At 64.9% G+C, this 23,014-nt stretch carries 13 protein-coding genes, 1 tRNA gene, 3 pseudogenes and 1 riboswitch; of the genes and pseudogenes, 13 read left to right on the forward strand and 4 right to left on the reverse strand.

Annotated features, from left to right (window positions below):
* A pseudogene (locus AYB31_RS22045) lies at nucleotides 1-213 on the reverse strand (putative hydroxymethylpyrimidine transporter CytX); the annotation flags it as partial.
* A gap of 63 nt (nucleotides 214-276) precedes the next feature.
* Nucleotides 277-2,175: a phosphomethylpyrimidine synthase ThiC gene (gene thiC / locus AYB31_RS12880; protein WP_068829094.1), complete on the reverse strand. Its 1,899-nt coding sequence runs from the start codon at nucleotides 2,173-2,175 to the stop codon at nucleotides 277-279.
* Nucleotides 2,176-2,256: 81 nt separating this feature from the next.
* Nucleotides 2,257-2,363: riboswitch (TPP riboswitch) on the reverse strand.
* A gap of 186 nt (nucleotides 2,364-2,549) precedes the next feature.
* Between thiC and AYB31_RS12885 the strand changes: the two genes are divergently transcribed.
* The 3 genes and pseudogenes from AYB31_RS12885 to AYB31_RS22315 all read left to right on the forward strand — a co-directional run.
* On the forward strand, nucleotides 2,550-3,995 hold the full coding sequence (locus AYB31_RS12885; RefSeq protein WP_068829095.1) for a TolC family outer membrane protein: 1,446 nt from the start codon (nucleotides 2,550-2,552) through the stop codon (nucleotides 3,993-3,995).
* Between the two features lie 960 nt (nucleotides 3,996-4,955).
* Nucleotides 4,956-5,216, forward strand: a pseudogene (locus AYB31_RS22310) (HAMP domain-containing protein); the annotation flags it as partial.
* Between the two features lie 348 nt (nucleotides 5,217-5,564).
* A pseudogene (locus AYB31_RS22315) lies at nucleotides 5,565-6,074 on the forward strand (methyl-accepting chemotaxis protein); the annotation flags it as partial.
* Nucleotides 6,075-6,174: 100 nt separating this feature from the next.
* Here the strand turns inward: AYB31_RS22315 and AYB31_RS12895 are convergent.
* A tRNA-Leu gene (locus AYB31_RS12895) sits at nucleotides 6,175-6,261 on the reverse strand.
* 199 nt (nucleotides 6,262-6,460) lie between these two features.
* On the opposite strand from AYB31_RS12895, the gene rnr reads away from it, so the two are divergent.
* The 8 genes from rnr to alr all read left to right on the forward strand — a co-directional run bounded on the left by rnr (nucleotide 6,461) and on the right by alr (nucleotide 14,910).
* Complete coding sequence (gene rnr, locus AYB31_RS12900; RefSeq protein ID WP_068829097.1) at nucleotides 6,461-8,965, forward strand: ribonuclease R; 2,505 nt, start codon at nucleotides 6,461-6,463, stop codon at nucleotides 8,963-8,965.
* Nucleotides 8,962-9,714, forward strand: a complete 753-nt coding sequence (rlmB, locus tag AYB31_RS12905; RefSeq protein ID WP_068829098.1) for a 23S rRNA (guanosine(2251)-2'-O)-methyltransferase RlmB — start codon at nucleotides 8,962-8,964, stop codon at nucleotides 9,712-9,714. The genes rnr and rlmB overlap by 4 nt, the downstream gene beginning before the upstream one ends.
* Nucleotides 9,715-9,945: 231 nt before the next feature.
* Complete coding sequence (rpsF, locus tag AYB31_RS12910; RefSeq protein WP_068829099.1) at nucleotides 9,946-10,359, forward strand: 30S ribosomal protein S6; 414 nt, start codon at nucleotides 9,946-9,948, stop codon at nucleotides 10,357-10,359.
* Between the two features lie 28 nt (nucleotides 10,360-10,387).
* Complete coding sequence (gene rpsR / locus AYB31_RS12915) at nucleotides 10,388-10,618, forward strand: 30S ribosomal protein S18 (RefSeq protein ID WP_043310391.1); 231 nt, start codon at nucleotides 10,388-10,390, stop codon at nucleotides 10,616-10,618.
* A gap of 37 nt (nucleotides 10,619-10,655) precedes the next feature.
* Nucleotides 10,656-11,549, forward strand: coding sequence for a hypothetical protein (locus tag AYB31_RS12920; RefSeq protein ID WP_068829100.1), 894 nt, complete (start codon nucleotides 10,656-10,658; stop codon nucleotides 11,547-11,549).
* A 21-nt stretch (nucleotides 11,550-11,570) separates the two neighbouring features.
* Nucleotides 11,571-12,017, forward strand: a complete 447-nt coding sequence (gene rplI, locus AYB31_RS12925; protein WP_068829101.1) for a 50S ribosomal protein L9 — start codon at nucleotides 11,571-11,573, stop codon at nucleotides 12,015-12,017.
* Between the two features lie 152 nt (nucleotides 12,018-12,169).
* Nucleotides 12,170-13,564: a replicative DNA helicase gene (gene dnaB / locus AYB31_RS12930; RefSeq protein ID WP_068829102.1), complete on the forward strand. Its 1,395-nt coding sequence runs from the start codon at nucleotides 12,170-12,172 to the stop codon at nucleotides 13,562-13,564.
* A gap of 269 nt (nucleotides 13,565-13,833) precedes the next feature.
* Nucleotides 13,834-14,910, forward strand: a complete 1,077-nt coding sequence (gene alr / locus AYB31_RS12935) for an alanine racemase (protein ID WP_068829103.1) — start codon at nucleotides 13,834-13,836, stop codon at nucleotides 14,908-14,910.
* A gap of 52 nt (nucleotides 14,911-14,962) precedes the next feature.
* Here the strand turns inward: alr and AYB31_RS12940 are convergent, their stop codons facing one another.
* Complete coding sequence (locus tag AYB31_RS12940) at nucleotides 14,963-16,876, reverse strand: diguanylate cyclase (RefSeq protein ID WP_068829104.1); 1,914 nt, start codon at nucleotides 16,874-16,876, stop codon at nucleotides 14,963-14,965.
* Between the two features lie 184 nt (nucleotides 16,877-17,060).
* Here AYB31_RS12940 and AYB31_RS12945 point away from each other — a divergent pair, with 184 nt between their 5' ends.
* On the forward strand, nucleotides 17,061-19,367 hold the full coding sequence (locus tag AYB31_RS12945; protein ID WP_068829105.1) for a YgiQ family radical SAM protein: 2,307 nt from the start codon (nucleotides 17,061-17,063) through the stop codon (nucleotides 19,365-19,367).
* Between the two features lie 271 nt (nucleotides 19,368-19,638).
* On the forward strand, nucleotides 19,639-22,950 hold the full coding sequence (locus AYB31_RS12950) for a transglutaminase family protein (RefSeq protein WP_068829106.1): 3,312 nt from the start codon (nucleotides 19,639-19,641) through the stop codon (nucleotides 22,948-22,950).
* Nucleotides 22,951-23,014 lie beyond the last annotated feature (64 nt).

The raw sequence follows: 23,014 nt of genomic DNA on the forward strand, positions 1-23,014 counted from the left end.
GACGGCGCCGAGCAGCAGGGCGCCGAGGCCGACGCCGAGGGTCAGCGCCAGCAGCGAGCCGGCCAGGCCCAGGCCGGGGGCGAGCAGGGCGCCGGCCTGCAGCACCATCAGACCCATGCCCAGGGAGAACCACAGGGCGAGCAGGTCGCGGGCACCGAAGGCGCGCTCGGTGAGCGGTACGGCGAGGTTGGGGGAATAGTTGGGCGTGTTCATTGTTGTTCTCTGCGGGAAATGCAAAGGCCCTGCGAACAGCGCGGGGCCCGGAGAGTACAGGGCTCAGACCTGCTTGTAGATCACCGCGCCTTCGTCCTTGAAGCGCTCGGCCTGTTCGGCGAAACCAGCCTCGATGGCCTTCTGCTCGTCGGTCAGACCGTGCTCGGCGGCGTACTCGCGTACTTCCTGGGTGATCTTCATCGAGCAGAACTTCGGCCCACACATGGAGCAGAAGTGCGCCACCTTGGCCGACTCCTTGGGCAGGGTTTCGTCGTGGTAGCTGCGCGCCGTGTCCGGGTCCAGGCCGAGGTTGAACTGGTCCTCCCAGCGGAACTCGAAGCGCGCCTTGGACAGTGCGTTGTCGCGGATCTGCGCGCCCGGATGGCCCTTGGCCAGGTCGGCGGCGTGCGCGGCGATCTTGTAGGTGATGATGCCGGTCTTCACGTCATCCTTGTTCGGCAGGCCCAGGTGCTCCTTGGGTGTGACGTAGCAGAGCATGGCGCAGCCGAACCAGCCGATCATCGCCGCGCCGATGCCGCTGGTGATGTGGTCGTAGCCGGGGGCGATGTCAGTGGTCAGCGGGCCGAGGGTATAGAAGGGCGCCTCGTCGCAGCACTCCAGCTGCTTGTCCATGTTCTCCTTGATCAGCTGCATCGGCACATGGCCGGGGCCTTCGATCATGGTCTGCACGTCGTGCTTCCAGGCGATCTTGGTCAGCTCGCCGAGGGTCTCCAGCTCGCCGAACTGCGCGGCATCGTTGGCGTCGGCGATCGAGCCCGGGCGCAGGCCGTCGCCCAGCGAGAAGCTGACGTCATAGGCCTTCATGATTTCGCAGATTTCCTCGAAGTTCGTATAGAGGAAGTTCTCCTTGTGATGCGCCAGGCACCACTTGGCCATGATCGAGCCGCCGCGCGAGACGATGCCGGTGACGCGCTTGGCGGTCAGCGGCACATAGCGCAACAGCACGCCAGCGTGGATGGTGAAGTAGTCCACGCCCTGTTCGGCCTGCTCGATCAGGGTGTCGCGGAACAGCTCCCAGGTCAGGTCTTCGGCTACGCCGCCAACCTTCTCCAGGGCCTGGTAGACCGGCACGGTGCCGATCGGTACGGGGCTGTTGCGGATGATCCACTCGCGGGTCTCGTGGATATGCTTGCCGGTGGACAGGTCCATAACCGTGTCCGAGCCCCAGCGGATACCCCAGGTCAGCTTGGCCACTTCTTCCTCGATGGAAGAACCCAGCGCCGAGTTGCCGATATTGCCGTTGATCTTCACCAGGAAGTTGCGGCCGATGATCATCGGCTCCAGCTCCACGTGGTTGATGTTGGCCGGGATGATCGCGCGGCCGCGGGCGATTTCCTCGCGCACGAACTCGGCGGTGATCTCTTTCGGAATGCTGGCGCCGAAGCTCTGGCCGCCGTGTTGTTCTTTCAGCAGGCCGGCCTCGCGGGCCTCGGCCAGCTTCATGTTCTCGCGGATGGCGACGTATTCCATCTCCGGGGTGATGATGCCCTGACGTGCGTAGTGCATCTGACTGACGTTCTTGCCGGCCTTGGCCCGGCGCGGGTTGCGCACGTGGGCGAAGCGCATGGCGGTCAGCTCGGCGTCGTTCAGGCGGCGCTGGCCGAATTCTGAGGACAGGCCCGGCAGCTTCTCGGTGTCGCCGCGGTCGTCGATCCAGGCGCTACGCACGTCGGCCAGGCCCTGGCGCACGTCGATGGTCACATTCGGGTCGGTGTAGGGGCCGGAGGTGTCGTAGACGGTGACCGGGGCATTGATCTCGCCGCCGAAGGCGGTGGGCGTCACGTCCAGGCTGATCTCGCGCATCGGTACGCGGATGTCCGGGCGCGAACCCTGCACATAAACCTTCTGCGAGCGCGGGAAGGGCTGGATCGACTGCTGGTCGACCTGGGCGGACTCGCTAAGGTTCTTGGCGCTGAGATTGTGTTGTTGTTTGACGCTCATCGGCTCGACTCCTGGGGTGGATGTCGGAGCGAACCTGAGACGGAAGGCGCACCAGGGGTGGTGCGAGAGGGGATCGCCGGTGGGCGAGCACATCTTGTTCCCTACGCGAGCCTTAACTCGATCAGGTTCAACGGGATCCGGAACTATCCGATCTCAGCCCACGATTCTGGGCGCCCCGACAAGAACAGCCGGCAGTCTAATCAAGCCGAGTGGGGAACGCCAATCCTGCGGACGGAATGCGCTGCAACCGGTTATTGTTGCAGGAGAGCAACAAAGCTTGTCGCAAACTAAGCTGTGCTGGTGCTTCTGTTGCCTTGACCGGCGCGGGGCGCGCACTTAGCCTTGCCCGATTCCTCCCGTATCTAGGATTGATCATGCTACGCAGACTCTCTCTGGCGCTCGCAGTAGCTGCTGCCTCTTCTGGACTGGCCTGGGCCGACGACATTGCCCAGACGGGCAAGACCGACCTGGTCACCGTGTACAACGAAGCGGTGAAGAACAATGCCGACCTGGCTGCTGCCCGGGCCAACTACCAGGCCATCAGCGAAGTGGTGCCCCAGGCGCGTGCCGGTTTGCTGCCCAACCTTTCCGGTGGTGCCGACCTGACCAACACCAATACCCAGGTCGATACCCGCCTCGCCAATGACGTGGACGCGGATCGCAGTGGTCTGTCCTACCGCGCCAGCCTGTCGCAGCCGCTGTTCCGTGCCGATCGCTGGTTCCAGTTCCAGGCCGCCAAGGCCACGGACCAGCAGGCCGCCCTGCAGTTGTCCGCCACCGAGCAGAACCTGATTCTGCAGAGCGCCGAAACCTACTTCGCCGTCCTGCGTGCCCAGGACACCCTGGCCTCGACCAAGGCCGAGGAGGCGGCGTTCAAGCGTCAGCTGGATCAGGCCAATGAACGCTTCGACGTCGGTCTGTCGGACAAGACCGACGTGCTGGAAGCCCAGGCCGGTTACGACACTGCTCGCGCCAACCGCATCCTCGCCCAGCGCGCCGTGGATGATGCCTTCCAGGCCCTGGTTACCCTGACCACGCACGAATACAGCGCGCTGGAAGGCGTGAAGCACAGCCTGCCAGTGCTGGTGCCGACGCCAAACGACGCCAAGGCCTGGGTCGATACCGCTGCCCAGCAGAACCTCAATCTGCAGGCCAGCAATTACGCGGTGGACGCCGCAGAAGAAACCCTGCGTCAACGCAAGTCTGGCCATGCGCCGACCCTGGATGCGGTCGCCAGCTACCAGAAGGGCGACAACGACTCCCTGGGTTTCAGCAACAACGACCTCTCCGCGCCCTATAACGGTGATGCCGAGCAGACCAGCATCGGCCTGCAGCTGAATATCCCGATCTACAGCGGCGGCCTGACCAGCTCGCAGGTGCGCGAGGCCTACCAGCGCCTGAGCCAGAGCGAGCAGGAGCGCGAAAGCCTGCGCCGCAAAGTGGTGGAGAACACCCGCAACCTGCACCGCGCGGTGAACACCGATGTGGAAACCGTGCAGGCCCGCAAGCAGTCGATCATCTCCAACCAGAGCGCTCTGGAAGCCACCGAAATCGGCTACCAGGTCGGTACCCGCAACATCGTCGACGTGCTCGATGCCCAGCGTCAGCTGTACAGCTCGGTACGCAACTACAACGACGCGCGCTACGACTACATCCTCAACAACCTGCGTCTGAAGCAGGCCGCCGGCACCCTGGCGCCGGCGGATCTGCAAGCGCTGTCCGGCTTCCTCAAGCCGGACTACGACCCGGATAAGGACTTCCTGCCGCCGGATCTGGCCAAGGCCGCCGAGGCTCAGCTGCGCGGCAATTCGCAGTACTGAGACCATCGCGTCGACAAGCCCCGCCCAGTGCGGGGCTTTTTGTTTCTATACTGGCATCTGGCCTGCGCCTTGCTTCGGTTACAGCTTTTTCAAGCGCGGCCGATGCACAGGCATGGGGTCGTCTGACCGGAAGGAGTCATCGCAGTGTCCGTTCTGTTTTCGCTGTTGCGTAGCCGCTTGCTGCGCCCGGTATTCATTGCCCTGGGCTTGGCGATGCTGGCCCAAGTGGGGGTGGCGGTCTGGCTGACCCGTGCCACTGTCGATGGGTTGGTGCAGGATCTGACCCAGCGCCTGGGTAGCGAGAGCCAGCGCCTGGCCGATGAGCTGGGGAGTGCCGAGGCGGAGATGCGCAGTGGCCTGGCTGCGCTGTCCAGCAACACTCGCGAGCGCCTGGGTAGCGGCCTTACCGCTCAGCTCAAGAGCGAGCAGGGGCAGATGCGTCAGGTGCTGGAGGCAAATCTCAAGCAGTCCGGCAACTCCATTGCGCAGATGCTTGCCGGCGTGGCGCCGAAGGCTATCTGGGATAACGATGCGCCGGCCCTGACCGCGCTGACCCGCATCGTCCAGCGCGATCCGGCGGTGCTCTTCGCCGTGTTCTACGACGCCGAGGGCAAGCGTCTGACCCGCAACTTCGACCGCAGCAACCCGCGAGTGCGCGAGCTGATCGCCGCCGGCCAGGGTAAGACCGGCCTGGACAAGTTGGTAGATGGTGCTTCGCGCGACCCCAAGGTTTATCTGATCGAGACCGAAATCAACCCGATGGGCTCACCCATCGGCAAGGTTCAGTTGGGCATGGCGCTGGACGGTGTGGAGCAGGAGCTGGAGGCGCTGGACAGTCGCTTCGCTGCGTTGGTCGGCAGTGCCGGCGAGCTGGTCGACAAGAGTCTCTCTGGTGCCGCTCAGGAAAGCACCCAGGCGTTGCAGCAGCGTCTGCGGTCGGCAGAGAAAGCCACCACTGAGATGGCGCGCAATGGTAGCGAAACGGTACAGCAGGCTGCTGCCAGTCTGCGTTGGCGTATCGCCACTGGTCTCTTGATTGTCGGTCTGCTGACCCTGGCGGCTGTGGCGCTGGTGCTGGGCTGGCGGGTGCTCAGCCGCTTGCAGCTGCTGATCGCCGCGCTCAAGGATCTGGCGGCCGGCGAGGGTGACCTGACGCGTCGAGTGCAGCTGGACAGCCGCGACGAGGCGGGGGAGATGGCGGCGGCGGTCAATCAGTTCATCGCCAAGCTGCAGCCCATCGTGCGTGAGGCGGGGGAAGTGGCCCAGCGTACCGGCGAGGAAATCCGCAGCCTGGCCCAGCGCAGTGCCGCGGCCGAGGCGGCGGCCGGGCGTCAGCGCGACGAGGTGGCGGGCAGTCTGCAGGCGCTGGAGGAAATGGCCGCTGCCGCGCAGGCCGAAAGCCAGGCCATGCACGACGCTCAGCAGCGCGTGGTGGCCATTCGTCAGGCCGCCCATGAGAACGCGGCGATTGCCGCCAAGGTTGGCGGGCTGATTGAGGCGCTGGTGGCGCGGGTGGAGAATGGTTCGGCGGTGATCGAGAAGCTGGCCAAGCAGAGTGAGCAGATCGAGGTGGTGCTGACGGTGATCCAGTCCATCGCCGAGCAGACCAACCTGCTCGCGTTGAACGCCGCCATCGAGGCGGCGCGTGCCGGAGAAAGCGGTCGTGGTTTCGCCGTGGTGGCCGACGAGGTGCGTGCCCTGGCCAGCAAGACCCAACAATCGACCGGCGATATTCAGGCGCACATTACCGCTCTGCAGCAAGGTGCGCGCGAGGCGGTGGCGGTAATAGGTCAGGCCGGCGGCCAGGCGGCCGAAGGTCTGCAGGCCTTGCGTGACAGTGCGCGTCTGCAGCAGTCCGTGCAGGCGTCGGTGGATGAGGTTCACGGCGCCATCGATGCGGCGACTCGCTCGGCGGCGCATCAGGCCGATGGTGCCAGCGCGGTGCGTGGTCGGGTCGAAGTGATCCACAGCGAGGCGCAGCGCGCGGCCAAGGCGGTTGGCGAGACTGCGGCCAGTGGGCGTGTGGTGGATGGGCTGGTGAGTCAGCTCAAGGCCAGCTTCGCTCAGTTCAAGGTGTGACGTATAAGTGTGGTGGGGCGGTACGGGCCGCTCCACTGGCAGATTTTCAGGTGTCAGAAACGACAAAACCGAGCCAGAGGCTCGGTTTTGTCTTGAAGAGTGGTGCCCAGGAGAAGACTCGAACTTCCACGGTGTTGCCACCGCTAGGACCTGAACCTAGTGCGTCTACCAATTCCGCCACCTGGGCACGGGAAACAATGATTACTCATCCGCTTCCGTGTTACAACGTCTCAGCAACGCTGTGGGCGCGAACTATACGGACGACGTTTTTCCTTGTAAACCCCTGACGCCGAAAAAATTATTGTCGCGGGAAAAGCTGACCCTCGGTGCCGTTTCGCGCTTCAATAGACAGAAGGCAATCCTATGCATAAAGGTATTTTCATTTAATGGCCGATTGGCAATCCCTCGATCCAGAGGCCGCCCGCGAGGCGGAAAAGTACGAAAACCCCATCCCCAGCCGTGAGCTGATTCTCCAGCACCTGTCCGAGCGCGGTTCGCCTGCGGCTCGTGAAGAACTGGTGGAAGAGTTCGGGTTGACCACCGACGAGCAGCTCGAAGCGCTGCGTCGTCGCCTGCGCGCCATGGAGCGCGACGGCCAGCTTATCTATACCCGCCGCGGCACTTACGCGCCGGTAGACAAGCTCGATCTGATTCGTGGCCGCATCAGCGGTCACCGCGACGGCTTCGGTTTCCTGATTCCCGACGATGGCAGCGACGACCTGTTCCTCAGTCCGGCGCAGATGCGTCTGGTGTTCGATGGCGACCGCGCGCTGGCGCGGGTATCCGGCCTCGATCGCCGTGGCCGCCGCGAGGGTGCGCTGGTCGAAGTGATCGAGCGGGCCCACGAGACCATAGTCGGGCGCTATTTCGAGGAGGCCGGCATCGGCTTCGTCGAGGCGGACAACCCGAAGATCCAGCAGGAAGTGCTGGTGACGCCGGGTCGTACCGGCGGCGCCAAGATCGGTCAGTTCGTCGCGATCAAGATCACCCACTGGCCTACCGCGCGCTTCCAGCCGCAGGGCGATATCGTCGAGGTGATCGGCAACTATATGGCGCCGGGCATGGAAATCGATGTGGCGCTGCGCAGCTACGACATCCCGCATGTTTGGCCCGAGGCTGTGGTTAAGGAAGCGCGCAAGCTCAAGTCCGAAGTGGAAGAGAAGGATAAGGAGAATCGCGTCGACCTGCGCCACCTGCCGTTCGTCACCATTGACGGCGAGGATGCCCGCGACTTCGACGACGCCGTGTACTGCGAGAAGAACAGCAGCCGCTGGAAGCTGTTCTCCGGTGGTTGGAAGCTGTATGTCGCCATCGCCGACGTGTCGAGCTACGTGAAAGTCGGTTCGGCGCTGGACGAGGAGGCGCAGAAACGCGGCAACTCGGTGTACTTCCCCGAGCGGGTGGTGCCGATGCTGCCGGAGGAGCTGTCCAACGGCTTGTGCTCGCTGAATCCGCATGTCGATCGCCTGGCCATGGTCTGCGAAATGAGCATGTCGAAGAGCGGCGAGCTGCTCGACTATCAGTTCTACGAGGCCGTGATTCACTCCCATGCGCGCCTGACCTACAACAAGGTCAGCTACATGTTGGAGCAGCCGAAGAGTAGCGAAGGCAAGTCCCTGCGTGAGGAGTACAAGGAGGTGCTGCCGCACCTCAAGCAGCTCTATTCGCTGTACCAGGTGCTGCTGGCAGCGCGACATGAGCGTGGCGCCATCGACTTCGAGACCCAGGAGACGCGCATCGTCTTCGGTAGTGGGCGCAAGATCGCCGAGATTCGTCCGACCCAGCGCAACGACGCACACAAGCTGATCGAGGAATGCATGCTGGCGGCCAACGTCGCGACTGCGCGCTTCATGCTGGATCACTCGATTCCTTCGCTGTACCGCGTGCACGATGGCCCGCCGGCCGAGCGCGTTGAGAAGCTCAAGGCTTTTCTCGGTGAGCTGGGCCTGGCCCTGCACAAGGGCAAGGAAGGGCCGAAGCCGAAGGACTACCAGAAGCTGCTAGCCAGCATCCAGGAGCGCCCGGACTTCCACCTGATCCAGACCGTGATGCTGCGCTCGTTGAGTCAGGCGGTGTACAGCGCCGACAACAACGGCCACTTCGGTCTCAACTACGAGGCCTACACCCACTTCACTTCGCCGATCCGCCGTTACCCGGACCTGCTGGTGCATCGCGCGATTCGCAGCGTGATCCGCTCCAAGCGCGAAACCAAGCATGTGCAGCGCGCCGGTGCGGCGAGCATGCCCAAGGCGCGCATCTACCCGTACGACGAGGCGGCGCTGGAGCAGCTCGGTGAGCAGTGCTCGATGACCGAGCGCCGCGCCGACGAGGCCACCCGCGACGTGGTCAATTGGCTCAAGTGCGAGTTCATGCAGGATCGCGTCGGCGAGACCTTCGAAGGCGTGATCACGGCGGCGACCGGTTTCGGCATCTTCGTCGAGCTGAAGGACATCTATGTCGAAGGCCTGGTGCACGTCACTGCGCTGCCGGCGGACTACTACCACTTCGATCCCGTGCATCACCGTCTCGCGGGCGAGCGCAGTGGCCGCAGCTTCCGTCTGGGCGACAGCGTCGAGGTCAAGGTCATGCGCGTCGACCTGGACGAGCGCAAGATCGATTTCGAACTGGCCGAAGGCAAGGCCGACAAGGCGCCAGCAGGGCGTGGTCGTGCCGGTGTGGGTGCTCGCAAGGGCTCGGCGTCCAAGGCGCTGGGCGTGGGCAATACCGATGTGCAGAAGAGCCGTGACGTGAAAAAGGCCCTGCTCGATGGTGCCAAGAAGGGTTCCGGCAAGGGTGGGGCGGCAGGCAAGGCCTCCGGTCACCGCAAAGGCGCCCCGAAGGCCGGTTCCCCGGCCGGAGGCAAGCCGGGCAAGCCCAAGGCGAAGCGATGAGTCAGCTGGAAAAGGTCTACGGCGTACATGCCGTCGAGGCGCTACTGCGCCATCATCCAAAACGGGTCAAACAGCTGTGGCTGGCCGAGAGTCGCAGTGCTCCGCGGGTGCAGGCCTTGCTCGAACTGGCCGGGCAGCACCGTGTGCCGGTCGGGCACAAGGAGCGCCAGGAGCTGGACGAGTGGGCCGAGGGCGTGCACCAGGGCGTGGTCGCCGAGGTCAGTCCGAGCCAGGTGTGGGGCGAGAACATGCTCGACGAGCTGCTCGAGCGTGGCGAAGGTCCGGCGCTGCTGCTGGTGCTGGATGGCGTGACCGATCCGCACAACCTCGGCGCCTGCCTGCGCACCGCCGATGCGGCAGGCGCTCAGGCGGTGATCGTGCCCAAAGACAAGTCAGCCACGCTGAATGCCACGGTGCGCAAGGTGGCTTGCGGTGCCGCCGAGGTGATCCCTCTGGTGGCAGTGACCAACCTGGCGCGTACGCTGGAAAAGCTGCAGAAGAAAGGCCTGTGGATCGTCGGTACTGCTGGTGAGGTCGATCAGGAGCTGTATCAGCTGGATATGACCGGCCCGACGGTGCTGGTCATGGGTGCCGAAGGCAAGGGCATGCGCCGCCTGACCCGCGAACACTGCGACTATCTGGTGAAGCTGCCCATGAGCGGCAGTGTCAGCAGTCTGAATGTCTCGGTTGCCACCGGCGTCTGCCTGTTCGAGGCGGTGCGCCAGCGCCAGGCTGCGCGCAAGGCGTAGTCAGGTGCGCATAGCTTGCAAAGCCGCGCCGATGCGGGCGGGCTTTGCTCGGTTAGCGCTGTTCAAATAATCACCAATTTGCCTTGCGTGCGGCAGGGGGCTTCTCTAGAATGTCGCCCCTTGCCGTAACGGCAGGCGCGCACGCGCCCTCGCTTCGGCAAGCAAAAACGAGTCATTCACTCCTTGCCTGACCACCTTCTGTTGGCAGGCTACAACCCGTAAGGAGCATTCATGCGTCATTACGAAATCATCTTTCTGGTTCACCCGGACCAGAGCGAGCAAGTCGGCGGCATGGTCGAGCGTTACACCAAGCTGATCGAAGAAGACGGCGGCAAAATCCACCGCCTGGAAGATTGGGGCCGTCGTCAACTGGCCTACGCCATCAACAACGTTCACAAGGCTCACTACGTGATGCTGAACGTTGAGTGCAGCGGCAAGGCCCTGGCCGAGCTGGAAGACAACTTCCGCTACAACGACGCCGTGATCCGTAACCTGATCATCCGCCGCGACGAAGCCGTTACCGGTCAGTCCGAGATGCTCAAGGCCGAAGAAAACCGCAGCGAGCGCCGCGAGCGCCGTGATCGCGTTGAAACCGACTCCGCCGAAGGCGAAGAAAGTGACAACAGCGACAACGCTGACGAGTAATCCACGGATCTATTGAGGAGCCACATTCATGGCACGTTTCTTCCGTCGTCGTAAATTCTGCCGTTTCACCGCTGAAGGCGTGAAAGAGATCGACTTCAAGGATCTCAACACCCTGAAGGCCTACGTTTCTGAAACCGGCAAGATCGTTCCTAGCCGTATCACCGGTACCAAGGCCAAGTACCAGCGTCAGCTGGCTGTCGCTATCAAGCGCGCCCGCTACCTGGCCCTGCTGCCCTACACCGACAGCCACGGCCGTTGAGAACAGATCGTCGACACAGTTGTAAGGGATAAATCGCATGCGCGCCTTGGCTGAGTTCATCATGCGCGGCCGCATGCAGGCCACCCTGGTGGTGGTTGGTTCGGCGGCTTTGCCGCTGTTGTTCTGGTTGAGTGCCGCCGCCAGCAGCCTGGTGCTGTTGCGGCGGGGGCCGAGAGATGCCGTTGGCATCCTCGCCTGGGCAATGCTGCCGGCCTTGGCCTGGTGGCATTTCGGCGATCCACGCATCCTCCTGGTGATGCTCGGTACGCTGGGGCTGGCGCTGTTGTTGCGCGCCGGTTTGTCCTGGGCACGCGTGCTGCTGGTCAGCATCGCGCTCGGTCTGGCGTATGGCGTGACGTTGGGCGCGGTGTTTAGCCAACCCATCAATGAACTTGCGGCTGAGCTGCACAAGCTGATGCCGCAGATGTTCGATGGGGTCTACCAAAAGATGTCGGTAGACGAGCAGACCCGCCTGCAGGCGCTGGTTGCCCCGGTACTCACCGGACTGATGGCTGCTTTGCTGCAGATCGTCAGCCTGCTCTGCCTGATGCTCGGGCGGTACTGGCAGGCGGCGCTGTACAACCCGGGTGGTTTCGGGCTCGAGTTTCGAGCCTTGCGACTGCCACCGGCCATGGCCTTCGGCCTGTTGGCGGTGATGCTTCTGGGGTCCAATCTGGGCCTGGAGCTGGCCATGCTGACACCGCTGTGCAGTGTGCCGCTGGCGTTTGCCGGAGTGGCCCTGCTGCATGGCTTGGTCGCGTCAGGTCAGCTGAAGCGGTTTTGGCTGGTGGGGCTGTATGTGACGCTGCTGATCCAGTTGCAGCTGATTTATCCGTTACTGGTGGTCTTGGCCATCGTCGACAGTCTGATTGATTTTCGCGGCCGCCGAGCGCGCAACAACGGCGCAGGGCCTGCGAACGGTGAAGGTTAAAAGTTAAGAGGTAAGACCCAAATGGAAGTTATCCTGCTGGAAAAAATCGCCAACCTGGGCAACCTGGGCGACAAAGTGAACGTCAAGGCCGGTTACGGTCGTAACTACCTGCTGCCGCAGGGCAAGGCCACTGCTGCTACCGCCGAGAACGTTGCTGCGTTCGAAGCGCGTCGCGCCGAGCTGGAAGCCGCTGCTGCCGCGAAGAAGGCCTCGGCCGAAGCTCGCGCCGCTCAACTGGCCGAGCTGGAAGTCACCATCACTGCCGTGGCCGGTGACGAAGGCAAGCTGTTCGGTTCCATCGGTACTCACGACATCGCTGACGCCCTGACCGCCTCCGGCGTTGAAGTGGCCAAGGCTGAAGTGCGTCTGCCGAACGGCACCATCCGCCAGATCGGCGAATTCGACGTAGCCGTGCACCTGCACAGCGACGTGGAAGCCACCGTCAAGGTGATCGTGGTAGCTGCCTAAGGCATGCGACCTGTGGGCTTGCACGAAGGTGCAAGCCTGCCGACAATCGGGCACTCATCGCGCAAGCGGTGCGTGCCCGTTGTTTTTTCTAGAGTCCTTGGCCAAGCCGTGTGGCTTGGCCAAGGACTTTGCTCCGTGGAAATAGAGGTGCCATGAACGACATCAGCGTCCCCCAGCAGTACGACCTGGAGACTGCCGCACTCAAGGTGCCGCCGCATTCCATCGAGGCCGAGCAGGCCGTGCTGGGCGGTTTGATGCTCGACAACAACGCCTGGGAGCGGGTCTCCGATGCGGTGTCCGATGGCGACTTCTACCGGCATGATCACCGCCTGATCTTCCGCGCCATCTTCACCCTGGCTGAGCGCAACTCGCCGTTTGACGTGGTAACCCTGTCCGAACAGCTGGACAAGGAAGGCCACCTGAGCCAGGTCGGCGGCCTGGCCTACCTGGGCGAGTTGGCCAAGAACACGCCGTCGGTGGCCAACATCAAGGCCTACTCGCAGATCATTCGCGAGCGCGCCACCCTGCGCCAGCTTATTGGCATCAGCAACGAAATCGCCGACATGGCCTACGCACCGCAGGGCAAGAGCGCGGTGGAAGTACTCGACGAGGCCGAGCGGCAGATCTTCCAGATCGCCGAGGCGCGGCCCAAGGCCGGTGGTCCGGTGGGGATCAACGAGATCCTGGTCAAGACCATCGATCGCATCGACGAGCTGTTCAACACCAATGCGGGGCTGACCGGGCTTTCCACCGGCTTTACCGATCTGGACGGCATGACCAGTGGTCTGCAGCCGGCCGACCTGGTGATCGTCGCCGGCCGTCCGTCCATGGGTAAGACCACCTTCGCCATGAACCTGGTGGAGAACGCGGTGTTGCGCACCGAGAAGATCGTCCTGGTGTTCTCCCTGGAGATGCCCAGCGACTCGATCGTGATGCGTATGCTCTCCTCGCTCGGCCGCATCGACCAGACCAAGGTGCGTTCCGGCAAGCTGGAAGACGACGACTGGCCGCGCCTGACGTCTGCAGTGAACCTGCTCAACGAGCGCAAGCTGTTCATCGACGATACGGCGGGGATTTCGCCGACCGAGATGCGTGCCCGTGCCCGCCGCCTGGCCCGTGAGCACGGCGAGATCGCCATGATCATGGTCGACTACCTGCAGCTGATGCGCATCCCCGGCTCCAGCGGCGACAACCGCACCAACGAGATCTCCGAGATTTCGCGCTCGCTCAAGGCGCTGGCCAAGGAATTCAACTGCCCGGTGATTGCCCTGTCGCAGCTCAACCGCTCGCTGGAACAGCGCCCCAACAAGCGCCCGGTCAACTCCGACCTGCGTGAGTCCGGGGCCATCGAGCAGGACGCCGACATCATCATGTTCGTCTACCGCGACGAGGTGTATCACCCGGAGACCGAGTACAAGGGCGTGGCCGAGATCATCATCGGCAAGCAGCGTAACGGCCCCATCGGTACCTGCCGCCTGGCCTTCATCGGCAAGTACACGCGCTTCGATAACCTGGCTCCGGGTATGTACAACTTCGAAGAAGACTAAGCCTTCATCCGGTTAAACCTGCTGCGCGACGCATGGGCTGTGTCGCGCGGTGCTCGCACCGCCTCCGGCTGAACGTCCTTAGGACGGCCCGTAGGGCGAGCGCAGCGAGTCTGCTCATGAACCTCTAGTTCATTTCGCGTGCTGTGCTCCGGGCTTCTTGCCCCTGCGCCGCTCGCTGCGGTTTAACCGGTGAAGGGGCTGATCCGGCTCAATGAAAACGGGTGCCCAGCGGTTAAGATGGGCGCCCGTTTTCGTTTCGGAATTCAGCCATGCGCCCCCTCGTCGCCACCATCGATCTGGCCGCCATCCGCCACAACTATGCCGTCGCCAAGCGTTGTGCGCCGGGGCGCCAAGCCTTCGCCGTGGTCAAGGCCAATGCCTACGGGCATGGCGTGCGCGAGGTGGTCAGTGCGCTGTACGACGAGGCCGATGGCTTCGCCGTGGCCAGCCTGGAGGAGGCCGCCGAGGTGCGCGCCATGCACGGCGAGGCGCGCATCCTGTTGCTGGAGGGCTGCTTTGCCGCCGAGGAGCTGCCGATGGCCGCGCATCTGCAGCTCGACCTTGTCGTGCAGGGTTTGGCGCAGATCGAGGCGCTGCTGGCCGCCGAGCTGCCGCGCTCGCTGAATGTCTGGCTCAAGCTCGACTCCGGTATGCACCGCCTGGGGCTTTCCGCCGACGAGGTGCGTCGGCAGTTCCCGCGTCTGCGCGCTGCGGCCCAGGTCGCCGAGCTGAACCTGATGAGCCACTTCGCCTGCGCCGACGAGCGCGGCCACAGCCTGACCGAACTGCAGCTGGAGTGTTTCCTCGACCTGCTCGATCTGGACTTCGACCAGCGCAGCCTGGCCAACTCCGCGGCGCTGCTGACCATTCCGGCGGCGCATATGGACTGGCTGCGTCCGGGCATCATGCTCTATGGCGCCACGCCTTTCGCCGACCCGTCCGCTGCCGAGCTCGGCCTGCGGCCGGCCATGAGCCTCACGGCGCAACTGATCGCCGTGCGCGAGGTCGCCGCCGGGGAGAGCGTCGGGTATGGCGCGACATGGATCGCCGAGCGGCCGAGCCGGATCGGTACGCTCAGCTGCGGTTATGCCGATGGCTATCCACGGCATGCGCCGAGCGGCACTCCGGTGTGGCTTGGCGGTCGCCGCGTGCCGCTGGTGGGACGGGTGTCGATGGACATGCTGACGGTGGATCTCACCGACCTGCCCGAGGCGGCGGTCGGCGCTGCTGCGGAGCTGTGGGGCGCCAACCTGCCGGTGGACGAGGTCGCTCGCGCCGCCGGTACCATCGGCTACGAGCTGCTGACCAAGGTCACGGCGCGGGTGCCACGGCGCTATAACGCGTAATCGCGGGGCGAGGCGCCAGAGCGGTTCGCCAGCAGAGCACGTTCCTGGCGTTCTAGCTCAGCCCGCTGGGGACTTTCAGCACGTCGAGCATCAGGCAGGTCTGCTGGCTCAGCTCGCCATCGCAGCCCTGCAGCACGAAACCGGAGCGGCCTTTCTGTTTGGCGCGGTACATGGCCTCGTCGGCGGCCTTGTACAGGCCGGTGAACTGCTGGGCGTGCTGCGGATAGAGGGCGCCGCCGATGCTGATGGTCACCGCCAGGCGGTTGGCACCGTACAGCACCGGCTTGGCCAGCTCGCCGAGCAGGCGCCCGGCGATTTCCTGGGCGTGTTGCTCGGCGTCCGGGCCGCACACCAGCACGGCGAACTCGTCGCCGCCCAGGCGCGCGACCATGTCGTTGACCCGCACATGCTCGCGCAGGCGCTGGCCGATGGAGCGCAGCAGCAGGTCGCCGGCGTCGTGACCGTAGCGGTCGTTGATCGGCTTGAAGTGATCCAGGTCGACCAGCATCAGCGCCACCGACTCGTTGCGCCGCTGGGCATCGGCCAGGGCGGTTTCGGCGCGCTCGATCAGGTAGCGGCGGTTGGGCAGCTCGGTCAGCGGGTCATGAAAGGCGGCGAACTGCAGCAACTGCTCGCGCTCGCACAGCTGACGATTGGCTTCGGCCAGCTCGGCGGTGCGCTGGCGCACCGCTTCCTGCAGCTCCTCGGCGCTGCTTTGCATCTGCGCAATGCGTGCGGTTTTTTCGCGGTCGGCCTGGAGGATGGCCACGGCCTTTTCCTGTTTGAGCATCTGGATGCGATAGGCCAGGGCGAAGGAGAACAGGATGGATTCCGCCGCCACCGCCAGGGGGAATACGTAGGCGTTCCAGGTGGCCGGTTGCACCAGGCCTGTGGAGCGCATCAGCGCCAGGCTGATGCTGCCGAGGATCAGGCCGTAACCACAGAGATAGAGCAGGGCGGGGAAGTAGCCCTGGCGCCAGCGGATCAGGGCCGAACCGAGGGCTGCGGGTATGCTGGTCAGCGACAGCAGGGCGATGATCCAGGCGGCCAGGTTCCGTTGCCCCAGGGCCTCCAGAGCGATGGCGATGACGTAGCAGGTGCAGGCAAAGGTCAGCAGATGATGCGCCCAGCGTACATGCTGGCGGGTCTGCAGCAGGGTCTGGGTGAAGCGGCAGGCAGCGAAGCCCCACAGCGAGGGCAGGGTAATGCGGTCGAGCCAGAACGGCACCGGGTGGTTGGGCCACAGGTACTGGAAGCCATGGCCGCTCATGCTGACGATCATCAGCAGGGCGCCAGTGGTGGTCAGCACGTACCAGAAGTAGGCCTTGTCGCGCAGGCTGAAAAAGATGAACAGGTTGTACAGCAGCAGGGCGGCGATGATGCCGTAGATCAGGCCCAGGCCGAGGTTCTCCTGGGTCGCCAGGTGCTCCAGGTCTTCCAGTTGCCAGGCCCTGAGCGGGAAGGAGTTGCCGGCCGGATCATAGCTGCGCAGGTAGAAGGTCTGCGGTGTATCGCCGAGTGGTGGCAGTTGCAGCAGCATGCGCCGATAGTCGTGGTCGCGGCCTTCGGCGAAGCTCACCCGCTCGCCGGACTGGCGCATGCTCCAGCCACCCTGACCGTCGGGGCTGTAGAGCTGCAGGTCGAGCTGGGTCACCGAGCCGATTTCCAGCCACCACTGGCTGGGGGCCTCGGCGCCACGCTGCAGTTGCAGCTTGATCCACCAGGGATTGGGGTTCTGGCCGACGCTGGCGCGGCCGTTGGCGGGCACGAATCGCTGCTGCACGGCCGGGTCGTCGAGGTCGGTGATGTTCAGGCGGCCGCCGACATCTTCGAGTAGCTCGATCTGCCCGTTCAGTTCCTGGCCGCTGCTGTCGGCCTGTAGTTGAATGGGGGCGGCCACGAGCCGGCCAGCGCTAAGGGTCAGGCCGATCAGCAACAGCAGAAGCTGCAGGGGATTGCTCCGCAAGGTTCGAACTCCATATGGCCGCGCGGGCGTGGTAGGCAATCAGGCTGGAGTATAGGCATAACTGTGGCTGTGATCACAAACTGACATCATTGCCCAGAGTGCCGCTGGCCGGCGTTGCATTCGGAGTCTGTATGTTTTTTGTGCTATATTCCGCGCCCCCGTGAATCCCGGTTGATCAAAAAACATGCAAGCCGCCAAGCCGTTGTTCGACTATCCGAAGTATTGGGCCGAGTGTTTCGGGCCCGCGCCTTTCCTGCCGATGAGCCGGGAAGAGATGGATCAGCTCGGCTGGGATTCCTGCGACATCATCATCGTCACCGGTGACGCCTATGTGGATCACCCGTCTTTCGGCATGGCCATCATCGGCCGTCTGCTCGAAGCCCAGGGCTTTCGCGTCGGCATCATTGCCCAGCCGGACTGGCGCAGCAAAGACGACTTCATGAAGCTCGGCCAGCCCAACCTGTTCTTCGGCGTGGCCGCCGGCAACATGGACTCGATGATCAACCGCTACACCGCGGACAAGAAGATTCGCTCCGACGATGCCTACACCCCCGGCGGCCTGGCCGGCAAGCGCCCGGACCGCGCCAGTCTGGTGTACAGCCAGCGCTGCAAGGAGGCCTACAGCCAGACCCCGGTGATCCTCGGCGGCATCGAGGCCTCGCTGCGCCGCATCGCTCACTACGACTACTGGCAGGACAAGGTGCGTCGCTCGATCCTGATGGACGCCACCGCCGACATCCTTCTATATGGCAACGCCGAGCGCGCCGTGGTGGAGATCGCCCAGCGTCTGGCCTTCGGCGAAAAGGTCGAGGACATCACCGATGTGCGCGGCACCGCCTTTATCCGTCGCGATACCCCCGAAGGCTGGTACGAGGTGGACTCCACCCGCATCGACCGTCCGGGCAAGGTCGACAAGATCATCAACCCCTACGTCAACACCCAGGACACCGCCGCCTGCGCTATCGAGCAGGAAAAAGGCGTGCCGGCCGAAGATCCCAACGAGGCCAAGGTCGTCGAGCTGCTGCCCAGCCCGCGCATGACCCGCGCCAAGACGGTGATCCGCCTGCCGTCCTTCGAGAAGGTGCGCAATGACGCGGTGCTCTACGCCCACGCCAACCGCGTGCTGCACCTGGAGACCAACCCGGGCAACGCCCGCGCGCTGGTGCAGAAGCATGGCGAGGTGGATGTGTGGTTCAACCCGCCGCCCATCCCGATGACCACCGAGGAAATGGACTACGTGTTTGGCATGCCCTACGCGCGCGTGCCGCACCCGGTGTATGGCAAGGAGAAGATCCCGGCCTACGAGATGATCCGCTTCTCGGTCAACATCATGCGTGGCTGCTTCGGCGGCTGCACCTTCTGCTCGATCACCGAGCACGAGGGCCGCATCATCCAGAACCGCTCGCACGACTCGATCATCCGCGAGATCGAGGAGATGCGTGACAAGGTGCCGGGCTTCACCGGCGTGGTCTCCGACCTCGGCGGGCCGACCGCCAACATGTACCGCATCGCCTGCAAGAGCCCGGAAATCGAATCCGCGTGCCGCAAGCCGTCCTGTGTGTTCCCCGGCATCTGCCCGAACCTGAATACCGACCACTCGTCCTTGATCGAGCTGTATCGCAAGGCCCGCGCCCTGCCGGGCGTGAAGAAGATCCTGATCGCCTCGGGCCTGCGCTATGACCTCGCCGTGGAGTCGCCGGAGTACGTCAAGGAACTGGTCACCCACCATGTCGGCGGTTACCTGAAGATTGCCCCGGAGCACACCGAGGAAGGCCCGCTGAATCAGATGATGAAGCCGGGCATCGGCAGCTACGACAAGTTCAAACGCATGTTCGAGAAGTACTCGAAAGAGGCGGGCAAGGAGCAGTACCTGATCCCGTACTTCATCGCCGCGCATCCGGGCACCACCGACGAGGACATGATGAACCTCGCCCTGTGGCTCAAGCGCAACGACTTCCGCGCCGACCAGGTGCAGGCCTTCTACCCGTCGCCGATGGCGTCGGCCACGGCCATGTACCACTCGGGCAAGAACCCGCTGCGCAAGGTCACCTACAAGTCGGACGGCGTGACCATCGTCAAGAGCGAGCAGCAGCGCCGCCTGCACAAGGCCTTCCTGCGCTACCACGATCCCAAGGGCTGGCCGATGCTGCGCGAGGCACTGGAGCGCATGGGCCGCAGCGACCTGATCGGCAACGGCAAGCATCACCTGATCCCGACCTACCAGCCGAATACGGACGAGTACCAGAGCGCACGCCGCAAGAACTCGACCCCGGCCGGCAGCAAGAAGGTCGGCGCCCAGGGCAAGACGGTCGGCAAGATCCTCACCCAGCACACCGGCCTGCCGCCGCGCGGCAGCGATGGCAGCAAGGCCTGGGACAAGCGCGAGCAGGCCAAGGCCGCTGCCGAGGCGCGGCGCAAGGCGGAAAAAGCCGGTGCCGGCAAGTCCGCCGGTGGCAAGAAACCAGGCAAGCGCCCGGTCGCGCCGCGCTAAGGCTGCTTTACTCCCTCTCCCTCTGGGAGAGGGCAGCCAGCGTAGGGTGAGGGTGCTCTGGGCGACTCGATGTGGCCTGTATGCCGCCCCGGCCCCTCTCCTGGGTGGATAGGAGGGCCGAGCGCTTTTTCTGTGCGCCGCTCTGTGCGCCGTATCGCCGGCGCCCCGTTCTGGTGCCGACACCCTGCTGCGAACCGCTGAAACCGCGCAGAAGCCGCTGGCATAAGTCTTGCGCTGTCCAGGTATCGCCCTGGCTCGCAGGAGGCACGCCGTGTCGATTCATGTCGCACTGCAGCACGTTACGCACTATCGCTACGACCGTCCGATCAACCTCGGCCCGCAGGTGGTTCGCCTGCGCCCGGCGCCGCACAGTCGCACGCGCATTCTCTCCTACGCCCTGCAGGTCGAACCGGGCGAACACTTCGTCAACTGGCAACAGGACCCCCAGGGCAACTACCTGGCGCGCCTGGTGTTTCCGGACAAGACCGAGCAGCTCAAGGTCAGCGTCGACCTGGTCGCCGAGATGGCGGTGTTCAACCCTTTCGACTTCTTCCTCGAACCGCATGCCGAGAAGATTCCCTTCGCCTACACCAAGGAGGAGCAGCGCGAGCTGACCCCCTACCTGGCGACCCTGAAGAGCGGCCCGCTGTTCGCCGAGTACCTGGCCGGCGTCGAGCGCACGCCGACGCCCAGCGTCGATTTTCTGGTGGCGCTGAACCAGCGTGTCGCCGACACAGTGCGCTACCTGATCCGCCTGGAACCCGGCGTGCAGAGCCCCGAGGAAACCCTGGAGAAGGCCTCCGGCTCCTGCCGTGACTCGGCCTGGCTGCTGGTGCAGCTGCTGCGCCATCTGGGCCTGGCGGCGCGTTTCGTCTCCGGCTACCTGATCCAGCTCAGCGCCGACGTCAAAGCCCTCGACGGCCCCAGCGGCACCGAGGTGGATTTCACCGACCTGCATGCCTGGTGCGAGGTGTACCTGCCGGGCGCCGGCTGGATAGGCCTCGATCCCACCAGCGGCCTGTTCGCCGGCGAGGGCCACATTCCCCTGGCCTGCAGCCCGGAGCCGTCCTCGGCGGCGCCGATCAGTGGCGTGCTCGATGAGTGCGAATGCGAGTTCGAGCACGAGATGCGCGTGGAGCGTATCTGGGAGGCACCACGGGTCACCAAGCCCTACAGCGACGAACAGTGGCAGGAGATTCTCGCCCTCGGTCGCCAGGTCGATGCCGAGCTGGCCTATGGCGACGTACGCCTGACCATGGGCGGCGAGCCGACCTTCGTCGCCCTCGATTATCCGGACGACCCCGAGTGGAACACCGATGCCATGGGGCCGAACAAGCGGCGCCTGGCCGCCGAGCTGTTCCACCGCCTGCGCGAGCACTACGCGCCGCAGGCCCTGGTGCACTTCGGCCAGGGCAAGTGGTACCCCGGCGAGCAACTGCCGCGCTGGTCGCTGAACTGCTTCTGGCGCAAGGACGGCGAGCCGATCTGGCACGACCCGGCGCTGTACGCCGACGAAAGCCGCTACTACGGCGCCGATGCGCGTCTGGCCGGACGTTTCCTCTCCAGCCTGGCCGGACACCTGGGGATTTCCGCCGACGAGGTGTTCCCGGCCTACGAGGATTGGCTCTACTACCTGTGGCGCGAACGCCGCCTGCCGGCCAACGTCACCCCAGACGACCCGCGCCTGGCCGACCCGCTGGAGCGCGAGCGCCTGCGCAAGGTGTTCTGCCGCGGCCTCGGTGAAGTGGTCGGGCATGTGCTGCCGTTGATGCGCAGCGCCGACGACAGCCAGTGGCTGACCGGTCCCTGGTTCCTGCGCGACGAGCATTGCCGGCTGATTCCCGGCGACTCGCCACTGGGCTATCGCCTGCCGCTGGACTCGCAACCCTGGGTCGGCGAGCTGGATTACCCCTATGTCTCGCCGCAGGACCCGCACCAGCAGTTCCAGCCGTTGCCCAGCCGGCAGAGCATCCAGCAGCAGCTGCGCACCCCGCTGCACCCCAGCGGGCGCGGCAAGCCGCTGCTCGAAGGTGAGGGGCCGCAGGCGCCGGGCCTGCACGAGTCGGCCAGCGGCGTGGTGCGTACCGCGCTGTGCGCCGAACCGCGCGATGGGCGCCTGTACCTGTTTATGCCGCCCTTGAGTCACCTGGAGGACTACCTGGAGCTGGTCGCCGCCATCGAGGCCACCGCCCGTGAGCTGCGCTGCCCGGTGCTGCTGGAAGGCTACGAGCCGCCGAGCGACCCGCGCCTGAGCTATTTCCGCGTCACCCCGGACCCAGGGGTGATCGAGGTCAACATTCACCCGGCGAGCAACTGGGAAGAGCTGGTCGAGCGCACCGAGTTTCTCTACGCGGCGGCGCGCGAGTGCCGGCTTTCCAGCGAGAAGTTCATGCTCGACGGCCGCCACACCGGTACCGGCGGCGGCAACCACTTCGTCCTCGGCGGCGCCACGCCGGCCGAGTCGCCCTTCCTGCGCCGGCCGGACCTGCTGCGCAGCCTGATCAGCTACTGGCACAACCACCCCTCGCTGTCCTACCTGTTCAGCGGCCTGTTTATCGGCCCGACCTCGCAGGCGCCGCGCGTGGACGAGGCGCGCAACGACGCCCTGTACGAGCTGGAGATCGCCTTCGCGCAGATGCCCGAGCCGGGCCGCGAATGCCCGCCCTGGCTGGTCGACCGTCTGCTGCGCAACCTGCTGGTGGATGTCACCGGCAACACCCACCGCGCCGAGTTCTGCATCGACAAGCTGTACTCGCCGGACTCTTCCAGCGGCCGCCTCGGCCTGCTCGAACTGCGCGCCTTCGAGATGCCGCCGCATGCGCGCATGAGCCTGGCCCAGCAGCTGTTGCTGCGCGCCCTGGTCGCACGCTTCTGGAACGAGCCGTATCGGCCGCAGCGCCTGGCGCGCTGGGGTACCGAACTGCACGACCGCTTCCTGTTGCCGCATTTCGTCGAGCAGGACTTCGCCGATGTGATCTTCGAACTGAACGGCGCCGGCTATCCGCTGCGCGCCGAGTGGTTCGCCCCGCACCTGGAGTTCCGCTTCCCCAAGATCGGTGATTACGCGGTCAAGGGTATCGACCTGGAGCTGCGTCAGGCCCTGGAACCCTGGCATGTGCTGGGCGAGGAGGGCGCCGCCGGCGGCACCGTGCGCTATGTCGACTCTTCCCTGGAGCGGCTGCAGGTGCGCGTGCAGGGCATGGCCCCGGACCGCTATATCCTCACCTGCAATGGCGTGCCGGTGCCGCTGCGGCCCAGTGGCACGGTTGGCGAGTTCGTCGGCGGCGTGCGCTACCGCGCCTGGCAGCCGGCCAACTGCCTGCAACCGACCATCGGCGTGCAGGCACCGCTGGTGTTCGACCTGGTCGATACCTGGATGCAGCGCTCCCTCGGCGGTTGCCAGTACCATGTGGCCCACCCCGGCGGGCGCAGCTTCGAGGCCCTGCCGGTCAACGCCTATGCCGCCGAGAGCCGGCGCCTGGCGCGCTTCTTCCGCCACGGCCATAGCCCGGGCGAACTGACAGTGGTCGACCCCATCAACAATAATGAATTGCCCATGACCCTGGACCTGCGCCGCACCTGAGTCCTTTTCCCGCCGGGAGAAGGTGCCCCAAAGGGGCGGGTGAGGGGGCTTGACCCTCACCCCG

Source organism: Pseudomonas sp. BMS12, from assembly GCF_001592875.1.
In the GTDB taxonomy this organism is placed as follows: Bacteria; Pseudomonadota; Gammaproteobacteria; order Pseudomonadales; family Pseudomonadaceae; genus Aquipseudomonas.

What these genes read in the sequence shown, in the direction of transcription:
- AYB31_RS12920 (WP_068829100.1), top strand. Translation starts at nt 10,656, where the DNA reads ATGCGCGCCTTGGCTGAGTTCATCATGCGCGGCCGCATGCAGGCCACC.
- thiC (WP_068829094.1), bottom strand. Translation starts at nt 2,175, where the DNA reads ATGAGCGTCAAACAACAACACAATCTCAGCGCCAAGAACCTTAGCGAG.
- alr (WP_068829103.1), top strand. Translation starts at nt 13,834, where the DNA reads ATGCGCCCCCTCGTCGCCACCATCGATCTGGCCGCCATCCGCCACAAC.
- rlmB (WP_068829098.1), top strand. Translation starts at nt 8,962, where the DNA reads ATGAGTCAGCTGGAAAAGGTCTACGGCGTACATGCCGTCGAGGCGCTA.
- rplI (WP_068829101.1), top strand. Translation starts at nt 11,571, where the DNA reads ATGGAAGTTATCCTGCTGGAAAAAATCGCCAACCTGGGCAACCTGGGC.
- dnaB (WP_068829102.1), top strand. Translation starts at nt 12,170, where the DNA reads ATGAACGACATCAGCGTCCCCCAGCAGTACGACCTGGAGACTGCCGCA.
- rpsF (WP_068829099.1), top strand. Translation starts at nt 9,946, where the DNA reads ATGCGTCATTACGAAATCATCTTTCTGGTTCACCCGGACCAGAGCGAG.
- rnr (WP_068829097.1), top strand. Translation starts at nt 6,461, where the DNA reads ATGGCCGATTGGCAATCCCTCGATCCAGAGGCCGCCCGCGAGGCGGAA.
- rpsR (WP_043310391.1), top strand. Translation starts at nt 10,388, where the DNA reads ATGGCACGTTTCTTCCGTCGTCGTAAATTCTGCCGTTTCACCGCTGAA.
- AYB31_RS12945 (WP_068829105.1), top strand. Translation starts at nt 17,061, where the DNA reads ATGCAAGCCGCCAAGCCGTTGTTCGACTATCCGAAGTATTGGGCCGAG.
- AYB31_RS12885 (WP_068829095.1), top strand. Translation starts at nt 2,550, where the DNA reads ATGCTACGCAGACTCTCTCTGGCGCTCGCAGTAGCTGCTGCCTCTTCT.